General features: G+C 73.7%; 7 protein-coding genes. 4 read left to right on the forward strand and 3 right to left on the reverse strand.

Features of this window, described 5'->3' with window-relative positions:
• Window positions 1-10: 10 nt before the first annotated feature.
• Window positions 11-2,137: an asparagine synthase-related protein gene (locus HCJ93_RS18620; protein WP_167996846.1), complete on the forward strand. Its 2,127-nt coding sequence runs from the start codon at window positions 11-13 to the stop codon at window positions 2,135-2,137.
• A 43-nt stretch (window positions 2,138-2,180) separates the two neighbouring features.
• On the opposite strand, the gene HCJ93_RS18625 is transcribed toward HCJ93_RS18620, so the two are convergent.
• Together HCJ93_RS18625 and HCJ93_RS18630 are read right to left on the reverse strand one after the other, a co-directional pair.
• Entirely contained in the window at window positions 2,181-4,058 is a 1,878-nt protein-coding gene (locus tag HCJ93_RS18625) for a sigma-70 family RNA polymerase sigma factor (protein ID WP_167996847.1), read from the reverse strand.
• Between the two features lie 224 nt (window positions 4,059-4,282).
• Complete coding sequence (locus tag HCJ93_RS18630) at window positions 4,283-5,068, reverse strand: TetR/AcrR family transcriptional regulator (RefSeq protein ID WP_167996848.1); 786 nt, start codon at window positions 5,066-5,068, stop codon at window positions 4,283-4,285.
• Window positions 5,069-5,446: 378 nt separating this feature from the next.
• Between HCJ93_RS18630 and HCJ93_RS18635 the strand changes: the two genes are divergently transcribed.
• Window positions 5,447-6,826, forward strand: a complete 1,380-nt coding sequence (locus HCJ93_RS18635) for an NAD(P)/FAD-dependent oxidoreductase (protein ID WP_167996849.1) — start codon at window positions 5,447-5,449, stop codon at window positions 6,824-6,826.
• A 170-nt stretch (window positions 6,827-6,996) separates the two neighbouring features.
• Window positions 6,997-8,649 (forward strand): ATP-binding SpoIIE family protein phosphatase, encoded by a 1,653-nt coding sequence (locus HCJ93_RS18640; RefSeq protein ID WP_167996850.1) that lies wholly within the window; start codon window positions 6,997-6,999, stop codon window positions 8,647-8,649.
• 58 nt (window positions 8,650-8,707) lie between these two features.
• Here the strand turns inward: HCJ93_RS18640 and HCJ93_RS18645 are convergent, their stop codons facing one another.
• Window positions 8,708-9,979, reverse strand: a complete 1,272-nt coding sequence (locus HCJ93_RS18645; protein ID WP_167996861.1) for an MFS transporter — start codon at window positions 9,977-9,979, stop codon at window positions 8,708-8,710.
• Window positions 9,980-10,101: 122 nt separating this feature from the next.
• Between HCJ93_RS18645 and HCJ93_RS18650 the strand changes: the two genes are divergently transcribed.
• On the forward strand, window positions 10,102-10,650 hold the full coding sequence (locus tag HCJ93_RS18650; RefSeq protein WP_167996851.1) for a MarR family winged helix-turn-helix transcriptional regulator: 549 nt from the start codon (window positions 10,102-10,104) through the stop codon (window positions 10,648-10,650).
• The last annotated feature ends 276 nt before the right edge of the window (window positions 10,651-10,926 follow it).

The raw sequence follows: 10,926 nt of genomic DNA on the forward strand, positions 1-10,926 counted from the left end.
GGAGGCGTCGATGCGGTGGTTGGTGGGGTGGAGCAGCACCGCCGCGGGAGTTGCCGGAGCGGGTGGGTACGGCTCCGCCGGGGCCACCGGCACCGACGGCGAGACGGTGCATCCCGTGGGTTCCCAGCTGCTGTGGGGCGATCCCGACCCGCTGTGGGCCGTCGGCGACTGGCGGCCCGACGAGGTACGCGTGGTGAGGGCCGACGCGCAGACCCGGATCGCGGTGCTCGGCACCTGCGGCGCCTCCGACGAGCAGCTGCGGGTGGCCCTGTTCGCCGCGCGCGGCGGGGCACTGAGGCACCTGACCGCCTGGCCGGGCAGCTACACCGCGGTCGTGCAGGTCGGACGCCGGATCACCGTCTGCGGTGATCTCGCGGGCGCCCGGCCGGTGTTCTACACCCCCTGGGCCGGCGGCACCGCCTACGCCACCGCCGCGCTGCCCCTGGCCGACCTCATCGAGGCCAACCTGGACTTCGGGCACCTCGCCGCGCTGCTCGCCGCCCCCGACGTACCGGCCGCGCTGCACGACTCCACCCCGTACGACGGCGTCAAGCGCATCCCGCCGGGGCACGCGCTGATCCTGCGCGCGGGAGCCCGCGAGATCGCGGGCTACGAACCCGTCGCCTCGCTCGCCGTCGCGGCACCCCCGGCCGACCCGGAACACGCGGTGGACGCCGTACGGGACGCACTGGTCGAAGCGGTGCGCACCCGCCTCGCCGCGCCCCGGCACGTCCCCGGCGCGGGCATCGACCCCGGCCCCGTGCCCGGCATGGGCCCTGCGGAGCGACGGGCCGCACGCGGCATGCCGGTGCCCGGCATCGGAGCCGACCTGTCCGGCGGCCCCGCCTCCGGGACGCTGGCGCTGCTGGCCGCCGGCCTTCCCGGCATGCCGGGCACCGTGCTGGGCCACGGCACCGGCGCGGGGGAGCGGCTGCTCGCGGTCACCTTCAACGACCTCGTCGTCGGCGGCCGGGAGGACGAACTCCAGCGGGCCGGCGCCCTGGCCGCGAACCCCCGGCTGCACCATGTGGTGGTCACCGGCAGCGAGGAGACGCTGCCCTACGCCGACCTGGACGGACCCCTCACCGACGAGCCGGGCCCCTCGTTGGTCGTCGCCGCCCGCCACCGGGCCCGCCTCGCGGCCGGCAGCGCGGACCACTTCACCGGCTACGGGGCCCGGCAGGTGCTGGACGCCCACCCGGCCCGCCTGTCCGATCTGCTGATGGACCGCAAGCGGCGGCATCTGGTCCGTCCGGTGGCCGCGCTGGCCAAGGCGGACGGCTCGGTGATGGTGCCCGCACGCGTCTACGCGGCGGCGCGCCGGCTGGCCCGCACCTCCTACCGGGCGGGCGTGCAGGAGCTGGCGCAGCGGCTGATGCGCCGCAGCCTCGACGACGACGGCGGCCTCGCCGGGGTCTCCGGGGCCGCCGACGCCTCGCTGGCCGCGCTGAGCTGGGGGAGACCCGGTCCCGCGGCGCGCTGGCTGACCGGCGAGGCCCTGGCTGAAGTATCGGTTCGCCTCCAGGCCTCGATGCGCCGCGCGGACGTCGGTGTCGGCCCCGGCCAGCGCCCCGGGGACTTCCGGGCGCGGGCGGCACTCGCCCGCCACGCCGCCGATCTGCGGGTGCTGGAGCAGGCGGCGGAGGTGCGCTTCCAGCGGCTGCACGCACCCTTCCTCGACAACCAGGTGGTACGCGCCTGCCGGGCCCTGCCGGAGGCGCTGCGGGTTCGGCCCGGGGCGCGGGCGGCGATCCTGCGGTCCGTGCTGGAGGGCGCCGGAGTCCGGGACCTGCCGGACGGCTGGGGCGCGCCGACCGGCGGCACGGCCGCGGTGGCCGCCGCCCGGACCGGGCTGCGGGTCGCGGTGGACTCGCTGATGGCGCTGTTCGACACCCCGCTGCTCGCGGAAGCCGGGCTGGTCGAGGCACGGGTGGTGCGCAAGGCGCTGCGCGGTGCGGCGGAGGGCGAGCCGCTCCCCCTGGAGGGCCTGGCCGATCTGGTGGGCCTGGAACTGTGGCTGCGGCGGCTGCTGGCCCGGCGCGGCACCTGCTGGACCGGCACACCGGCACGCCAGCGGGCGGTGCCCGGCGGGATCGTGGTCCGCCGGGGCGCCCTGGGCGCGGGCGCGGCCGGCTGAACAGCCCGTCGCGGCGGCGTCGCCTCTGTGCGGCCGAGTTCCCCTAGGTGCAGGTGAACCGGGACTCCGCCCAGTCGGCCAGGGCCAGTACCGCGTCGAAGTGACCGACGGGCTCCACCACCAGGCGCACCGTCTCGCGTCCCGCGAGGTCCACATGGACCGGCACCGCCGGGTCGCCGCCCTTGACCACCCCGGAGTTCCACAGCGGGACCCCGTCGGCGTGGACCGAGAATCTCACCCTGCCGAGCTTCATGGTCATGTCGTCCACCCCCACCAGCGCGTCGTAGGAGCTGCACGGCCGGTTCAGGTCGATGGTGACGGACGAGCGGCCGTGCACGGTGACGCCGTGGCGGTAGCGGACGCCGTCGATGCGCAGGCCGGAGCGCTGCCACACCCAGCTGCTGGAGTTGATCCGCATCTCGGGGCGCGTGCCGTCACCGGCGATGTCGTACGTCAGCTCGCTCCACGGGTGCACCACGGGAGCCGGCGGCGGTGGCGGCGGCGGAGGAGGTGTGGGCGTCGGTGTCGGAGTGGGCGTCGGTGCTGGCGTCGGGGTGGGACGCGGCGTCGGCGTCGGCGCAGGTGTGGGCGTCTGCGTGGGCGTGGGCGTCGGCTCGGGTGCGGGACGGGCGGCAGCCGGCGCGGGCGGAGCGGGGCGTGGGGTGGTGTTCTTCCTGGTGGGCTCGGGTTCCGGTTCCTCCTGGACCGCCGGTGCCGAGGCGGGCGGGCCCGCCTCCGGCGGCGCCTCCTTCGTGGTCTCGTTGCCCGACAGGGCGATGGCGATGACCACGGCGGCCGCCACCGCGACCACGCCCGCGGCGATCCCCGCCTTCGCCGGCGCGGCCATGCCCTCGGACGCCGCGGCACCGCCGCTCGCGCCCCCGCTCGCGGCGCCGCCGCCCGACGCCGCCGCGGCGGCACCCGCCCCGGCCGCGCCTGCGCCGCCGGCGACGAGACCGGCCGCCTTGGCGTATCCGGCGGTGCCGAACCAGCCGATGACGGCCACCGGCACGAACGCCGGGATGCCCGAGGCGACCTCCTCGATCTGGGCGGCGGCCAGCCGGCAGCGGGCGCACTCCTCCAGATGCTTGCGCAGGCCCCGCTCGGCGCGGGTGCGCAGCCGGCCGCGGGCGTAGGCGCCGAGCTGGTCGGCCCAGCGGGCGCACTCGTCGTCGGCGGTGAGGGCGGAGCTGACGTGCGCCTGCAGGTACGCCTGCTTCAGCCCCTCACGCGCCCGGCTGGCCAGCACCCGGGTGCCGTTGGCGTCCAGGCCGAACAGCGTGGCGACCTCGCTCGGCGACTCGTCCTCGACCTCGGTGTGCCACAGCACCGCCTGCCACCGCTCCGGCAGCGACCGGAAGGCCCGCATGGCGAGCGACTGCTCGGCCTCGTGCATCGCCCGCACGTCCGCGCCCAGATCCAGGGTGTCGACGTCGGTGCCGTCGGCGAGCCGGGCGGCCTGGGTCGCGAAGACCGCGAAGTCGTCGACCAGTTGCTCCCGCTTGGCGGACTGCGTCCAGCGCGCGGCGACCCGCCGGACCGAGGTCAGCAGATAGGCGCGCACGGCGTGCTCGGGGCCCGAACCGCCGCGCACCGCCTGGAGCATGCGGGCGAAGACTTCCGCGGTCAGGTCCTCCGCGGTGTGCGTGTCCCGGCAGCAGGTGCGGGCGTAGCGGCGCACCGCGTCGGCGTGCCGCCGGTACAGCTCCTCGTACGCCGAGTCGTCGCCGGAGCGCATCCGGCCGATCAGCTCGGCGTCGGACGGCGGCAGCACGCGCGGGGGCGGCAGCACGCCCTCCTCGCGCCGGTCGCGCTGGCCCGGGACCGAGCCGTCGACATCGTCCAGCGGTGCACGCCCCTGGCTCGGCACCTGCCGTGCGCCGTCGTCGGCGCACGGCTCGTCCCGCCCGTCGTCGCTCATCGCGAAAAGCCCCCGCCAGCTGCCCGGCCCGTCATGAACAGGGGTCAGGGTGCCACAGCGTTCTCAGGGCAGGGCCCGGTAGCGGCGGTCTTCCACTCGTTGGTGGGGACCTGTCGAACGCGAGTACTCAAGCGCGTGTGTTCGGGGAAGGCTCAGGGGTCGAGCCCGCGCGGAATCGCCCCCGAGCCTTCCCTCGGCAACCGTCCGGCAGCCGCCGCGGCGTCCTACGCCGGACGGGACCGCAGACCCTCGAGCAGGATGTCCAGCAGACGCGCCGAGGCCGCCGCCTGCTGTGCCGCGTCCGGCAGCGAAGGTGCCGCCGTCGCGATCACCAGCAGCACGTCCGAGACCGTGACGTCCGGCCGCAGCTCGCCCGCCGCGCGGGCCCGCTCCACGAGCCGGCCCACCACCTCGAGCAGCTGCGAGGCGCCCGCGTCGTCCTCCGCCGCGGGCGGCTCCTCCGGAACCAGACGCAGCTCACCCGTGCCCGGCTGGGTCCGCTGCTGCGGCACCCGTGCCTGGTCCTCCACCACACCCACCCGCAGGACCTGCGGCGGCAGCAGCCGGCCGGCACCCGAGGCGACCGACGTGCGCAGGAAGCGGGAGAGCGCCGACCACGGCTCGTCCTCCTGCCCCAGCGCCGCCCGCGCCTGCTCGGTCAGCCGGGAGATCTCCTCCTCGGCTATGCGCCGCACCAGCACGTCCTTGCTCGGGAACCGCCGGTAGACCGTGCCCACGCCCACCCGGGCCCGGCGCGCCACGTCCTCCATCGGAGCGCCGTAGCCCAGCTCGCCGAAGACCTCGCGCGCCGCCCGGAGCACATGCTCCAGATTGCGCTGCGCGTCCACCCGCAGCGGCGTCGTACGCCCCTTGTCCGCGCGACCGTTCCCCGTGGACCCCGCAGCCCTGGTGGACACCGCAGACGCCGTCGTCTGCGCCGCCCCCGTGGATGCGCTCACCGCCGCGCCCGTCGCGACAGCGGAAGACCAATGGGATTCCTGAACATGCATATGTTTCCCCCGGTTGATGACGTCTCCCCCCGGAGACCTCTCCCCGCCATACATATCCGGGGCTCACGGAACGAGCCCGGTGATCGGTCCCGCCCGTCGCGGACCCGAATGAGCGCATCCCCCTACACCCCGTCGAGAGACGAACATAGTTGAGAGGGGGTCAATTCAGAAGGGGCAGGTTCCGCACGGAGCGCCCCTCGATCGGAGTACGAGACACATTCGTCCGAAATGCAACCCCGGACGGCTCCCGGAACACCCACGCTGACCTGCGGTGATTCCCGGGCAATGGGTCATTCGGCCAAAGCGGAGCACCTTTGGCCTCCGGTCACACAATTCGTCGAGCCTGTGGACAAACGCAAGCGGCGGGTGCGTCATGGGATGGTGAAGGAACGTGCGCGCATTCTCGTTGTCGGCGGCGGCTACGTCGGGATGTACACGGCCCTGCGCCTCCAGCGGAAGCTCAAACGGGAACTCGAACGGGGCGAGGCCGAGATCACGGTCGTCAGCCCGGACCCGTACATGACGTACCAGCCCTTCCTGCCCGAGGCGGCCGCCGGCGCCATCTCCCCCCGGCACGTCGTCGTACCGCTGCGCCGGGTCCTCGACCGGTGTCGCGTCATCATCGGCGAGGCCACCGGCATCGACCACGCCGAACGCACCGCGACGATCACCACCCTCGCCACCGAGGAGGAGGGCACCGGTGGCCGGCGGCTCGCCTACGACGAACTCGTCCTCGCCCCCGGATCCGTCTCGCGCACCCTGCCCGTCCCCGGACTCGCCGAGCACGGCATCGGCTTCAAGACCGTGGAAGAGGCCATCGGCCTGCGCAACCACGTGCTGGAGCAGATGGACATCGCCTCCTCCACCCGCGACCCGGCCGTCCGCGACGCCGCCCTCACCTTCGTCTTCGTCGGCGGCGGCTACGCCGGCGTGGAAGCCCTCGGCGAGCTGGAGGACATGGCCCGCTACGCCACCCGCTACTACCACAACCTGCGGCCCGAGGACATGAAGTGGATCCTCGTCGAGGCCTCCGACCGCATCCTCCCCGAGGTCGGCGAGGAGATGGGCCGCTACACCGTCACCGAACTGCGCCGCCGCAACATCGACGTGCGCCTGGAGACCAGACTGGAGTCCTGCGCCGACCGGGTGGCCGTGCTCAGCGACGGAGCACGCTTCCCCACCCGCACCGTCGTCTGGACCGCCGGCGTCAGACCGCACCCGCTCCTCGCCGCCACCGACCTGCCGCTCGACGAACGCGGCCGGCTCAGGTGCACCGCCCAACTCGCCGTCGACGGAGCCCCGCACGCCTGGGCCGCCGGAGACGCCGCCGCCGTCCCCGACGTCACCGCTCCCGAGCCGGGCCGCACCTGCGCCCCCAACGCCCAGCACGCGCTGCGCCAGGCCAGGACGCTCGGCGACAACATCGCCCGCTCCCTGCGCGGCGAACCCCTGGAGACCTACGCCCACAAGTACGCCGGCTCGGTCGCCTCCCTCGGCCTGCACAAGGGCGTCGCCCAGATCTACGGACGCAAGCTCAAGGGCTACCCGGCCTGGTTCATGCACCGCACCTACCACCTCAGCCGCGTCCCCACCTTCAACCGCAAGGCACGCGTGGCCGCCGAGTGGACCCTCGCCGGGCTGTTCAAACGGGAGATCGTCTCCCTGGGTTCACTCGAACACCCCCGGGCGGAGTTCGAACTCGCGGCCGGTGGAAAGCCTTCTCAAGACCCCCCGCACGACCCGAAGGGGTCGTCCTGACCGGACCCAGGAACTCCGCCGGCGGGCGCGGCGTCTGACGGATGCCGGTCCGGTCGGCGGCCTGCCAGACTGGTCCACCACGCGGGCGGGCCGCAGCAAGCCCCGTGCGGTCCCGGGACCCCGGCCGGTCCCGGCCTTGGGCCGCCGACAACCAACCGAGGCAAGGATTCGTGAACTTCACGCGCTGGAGCGCCCGGCTCCCCGGAACACAGCGCCGCGCCGCAGCGCGGGCCGATCTCACGGTCACCCCGGACCGGCGGGGAGACGGCTCCGTGCCGGCCGCCCGAGCCGAGCACCTCACCGACGACACACCCCCCGTCCCCGCGGTCGACGACCTCGAAGTGCGCCAGGTCCTCGACCGCATCCCCTCTCTCGTCGCCCTGGTCCACGGCCCCGACCACCGCGTCGCCTACGTCAACGACGCCTACACCGCCGCCTTCGGGTCCCGGCCCGTCGGCGCCCCCGCCCGCGGCGCCCTGCCCGAACTCGCCGGACTGGGCCTGCTGCCCCTCCTTGACCAGGTGCTGCGCAGCGGCAAGCCCCGCACGGTCAAGTCCCGCAAGGCCCCCGACGGCCGCTCCTACACCTTCACCTGCACACCCGTCACCCAGGCGGGCGGCGGCCGCGGCGTGCTGGTCTTCGCCACCGACGTCACCGACCACGCCGAGGCCGCCGAACGGCTGCGCGCCAGCGAACGCCGCCAGCGCGAGACCGCCGTCACCCTGCAGCGCTCCCTGCTCCCGCAGGAGCTGGAGGAGCCCGACGACCTGCGCATCGCCGCCACCTACCACCCCGGCGGCACCGAGGCCGCGGTCGGCGGCGACTGGTACGACGTGATCACCCTCGGCGGCGGACGCACCGCGCTGGTCATCGGCGACGTCATGGGCCGCGGCGTACGCGCCGCCGCCGTCATGGGTCAGCTCCGCACCGCCGTGCGCGCCTACGCCCGCCTCGACCTTCCGCCGCACGAGGTGCTCCAGTTGCTCGACGGCCTCGCCATGGAGATCGACGCCAACCAGATCGCCACCTGCGTCTACGCCATCCACGACCCCAACGAGGGCCGCCTGGTGTACGCCTCCGCCGGCCATCTGCCGATCCTGGTCCGCGACGAGAACGGCACCGTCCAGCGCGCCGACGAACCCACCGGCCCCCCGCTCGGCACCGGCGGCTGGATGCACTCCTCCGGCTCCGTCCCCCTCGGCCCCGGCTCCACCGCCGTCCTCTACACCGACGGCCTGGTCGAGCGCCGCAACGAGGACCTGGACGAGGGCATCGCCGCCCTGGAACGCGCCCTCGCCGGCGCGACCGGCAGCCCCCAGGTGGTCTGCGACCGCCTGGTCCGCTCTGCAGGCGTCACCCCCGACCACGACGACGACGTCGCCGTCCTGGTCCTCCAGCACCCCGCCCGCAAGGGCCCCGAGTCCGAACTCTTCCGCAACGCCGCCCTGGAACTCCTCGGCGGCGTGGAGGCCGCCCCGCGCGCCCGCGCCTTCGCCTCCGGGGTCCTCACCAGCTGGCGCTTCCCCACCGAGCTGCACGACCTGGGCGTCCTCGCCACCAGCGAGCTGGTCGCCAATTCCCTCCAGCACGGCACACCCCCCATGCGCCTGCGCCTGCGCCGCACCGACCGCCGTCTGATCATCGAGGTCACCGACGGCGACGACCACCTGCCCAGGCGGCGCCGCGCCGAACCGGGCGACGAGTCGGGCCGGGGCATCTCCATCGTGGCGACCATCGCCTCCAACTGGGGCTGCCGCCGCACCCCGGGCGGCGGCAAGGCGGTCTGGTGCGAGTTCGCCCTGCCGCACCCCGGCCGGCCGTAGACCGGCCGCCCACCGGGGGCGCGGCAGGGCTCGTCCGAGGCGAGCCGGACCGCAGGCGTCACACCTGCGCCGGTGCGTGCCCCGTCGGCGCGCCGCCCTGCGCCACCACCCGGCTGCGCGCGGCCGACGGATGGTCCTGCGCCTCGGTCAGCAGCCGCCCGAGCCGCAGCGCCAGCACCGTGATCCCCAGCGAGAACAGCAGGAAGACCACGACGTACGGCGCGTGCAGCGAGGCACCGAGCGGCCCGCCCACCGCCGGTCCGACGGCCAGCGCGAGCTGCTTCACCAGGGCGAAGGCGGAGTTGTACTGCCCCGCCATCCCGGTCGGCGCCAGATCGGCCACCAGCGGGGCCAGCGTCGGCGACAGCATCGCCTCACCAAGACCGAACAGCGCGTACGTCGACACGAACGCGGCCGTCGCCATCTCCTGGCTGCCGTTGCCGAGGCCCGCATACCCGGCCACGGCCCACGCCACGGCCCAGATCAGCCCCACGGAGGCGATCACCCGCGAGCGCTTGCGCCGCTCCACGAACCGCAGCACCACGAACTGCGCCGCCACGATCACCAGCGTGTTCGCCGCCAGCGCGGTGCCCAGCGCGGACGTCGAGATCCCGGCCGCCTCCACGCCGTAGGCGCTCAGCCCCGACTCGAACTGCCCGTAGCAGGCGAAGAACAGCACGAAGCCCAGCACGCACAGCTGCACCATGGCCCGGTTGCCGAGCAGCTGCTTCCAGCTGCCCTTCGCCGACCGCGGCGCGTCCTCCACCCGCGGCGAGTGCGGCATCCGCACCGTCGCCATGACCACGACCAGCAGCAGGAAGATCGCCGCCTCGAGCGAGAACAGCAGGGTGAACGACGAGGCCCGGTCGGCGTCGACGAGATGCCCGCCGATCAGACCGCCGACGCCAAGACCCAGGTTCTGCAGGAAGAACTGCATGGCGAACGCCCGCGACCGCGTCCCCGAGGAGGAGCAGTCCACGATCATCGTGGCCAGCGCCGGCTGCATCACGGCCTGACCGGCACCGAGCGCCGCCGACGACAGCAGCACACTCACCGCGCTGCCCGAGAGACCGAGGCTCAGCGCCCCGAGCGCGGCGGTGACCAGGGCGGCGAGCAGCACCGGCAGCGGGCCGCGCCGGACGATCGCCCGCCCGGCGAACGGAAGCACGATCAGCGCTGCCACAGCGAAGACGGCGAGCACCATGCCCGCCGTCACGGCCCCCAGCCCCCGCACCTGCGCCACATAGACGTACAGGTAGGGGACCGTGAAGCCCAGTCCGAAGGCGCTGAGTGCGTTGCCCACATGGATCCGGCGCATCGCTGCGCCCATCGCCCTGGTCACGTTCACCTCTCTCACTAGTTAGACATCAACACTTCGAAGCTAAAATTCGAAGCTAAAGAGTACACAGCGAAGGACTTCAAGGCAAAGTGAGGGCGTGCCATACTGCGGCCATGGGTGACACCCCCGGCCTGAGCGAGCCGTCCCTCGAAGAGCAGATCGCCGCCTACCAGCGCGAATTCCAGGACCTCGATCCGCAGATCGAGAAGATCGTCTCCGCGCTGTCGCGGCTCAACCGCCGCATGAACGTCGCCTACGGACGCCAGACCGCCGAACTGGGCATTAGCAACGCCGACTGGGAGGTCCTCAAGGCCCTCGTCCTCTCCGGCGCGCCCTACCGGATGGGCCCCAGCGAACTGGCCAAGCGCCTCGGCCTCACGCCCGCCGCCATGACGCACCGCATCGACCGCATGGTCGCCGAGGGCCTGGTCACCCGAGAGCGGGACGAGTCCAACCGGGTCCGCGTGATCGTGGAGCTGACCCCCGCCGGCCGCGAGAAGTGGCTGGAGGTCATGCGCAAGGCCACGGTCTTCGAGGCCGACCTCCTCCAGGACCTCTCACCCGAGGAGCGCACCGCCCTCGGCGAGGTGCTCACCCGGCTGCTCCGCCGGGTGGAGCACGCCCAGCCGGACGCCGGCGGCCGCCTCGAGGACCTGGACTAAAAGATCTTGACGGGAGCCCTTGACGCACCCTGTACCGATCCGTAGAGTTCTTCGGGTTGCCACGGGGCCGTAACGGTTCTGATGCGACACTTCTGCCGCATCTGCGGCACTCACACCTAAGACGTGCTCCTCCAGTGGGAGCGAATTCGGCATGCCCGAATTCAATTCCACTCCCCTCGATTTGGGAAGACGGAGCGAGTCCGCTAAGGTTTGAGGCGTCGGAACGGCCCAACGGCCGTGCGGACGAACCCCGCTGACTGGGGATCAGGTCGAGAA

The sequence above is a fragment of the Streptomyces composti genome, from assembly GCF_012034205.1.
Lineage (GTDB): Bacteria > Actinomycetota > Actinomycetes > Streptomycetales > Streptomycetaceae > Streptomyces > Streptomyces composti.